We start from the raw sequence: 666 nt of genomic DNA on the forward strand, positions 1-666 counted from the left end.
GTATAGAACAAAAAGTGAATGCAGGAGGCGCACATGGACCATCACGACTATCTGGCCTGGCTGTCTGAGATTGATGATCTGTCCCCGGACCAGCGGATTGCAACGGTTCGGTTGCTGGCTGGTCAGCCGTCGCTGGAAGCCGTGATCGGACTGTTGGAGGAGCGGATCGGGACGGCGCGAAGCTGTCCGCATTGTGCAGCGGGCGGGGCTGTGATCCGAGGCCGCTCCAACGGGCTGAAGCGGTATTTTTGCAAGATCTGCGGCAAAACCTTCAACGCCCTGACTGGGACGCCGTTAGCTCGGCTGCGACACAAAGATTGCTGGACGGAATTTGCTGGGTCATTAAGCGATGGCGACACGGTGAAGACCTCGGCGGCGCGCTGCGGGGTAGCCGGCAGCACGGCTTTTCGCTGGCGTCACCGCTTCCTGCGGGCTGTGACGGCGGGCGCGATCAAACTGCGCGGTATCGTCGAGGCCGATGAGACGTTTGTCTTGAGCAGTCGTAAAGGCGAAAGGAACCTCGATCGCAAGGCCCGCAGGCGCGGTGGCAAGGCGTCCAAACGGGGCGTGTCGCATGAGCAAGTTCCAGTCCTAGTGGCCGCCGACCGCTCCGGCGTGACCGTCAGCGCCATATTGCCGGCGGTGTCTGCCGCTCATTTGCAAGCC

1 protein-coding gene is annotated in these 666 nt (G+C 62.0%); it reads left to right on the top strand.

The window, feature by feature from the left end:
* Positions 1-33: 33 nt before the first annotated feature.
* On the top strand, positions 34-666 hold a 633-nt coding region (locus tag ACOI1H_RS26080; protein ID WP_422441264.1), incomplete at its 3' end, for an IS1595 family transposase.

The sequence above is a fragment of the Loktanella sp. DJP18 genome (assembly GCF_049310965.1).
GTDB lineage: Bacteria > Pseudomonadota > Alphaproteobacteria > Rhodobacterales > Rhodobacteraceae > Loktanella.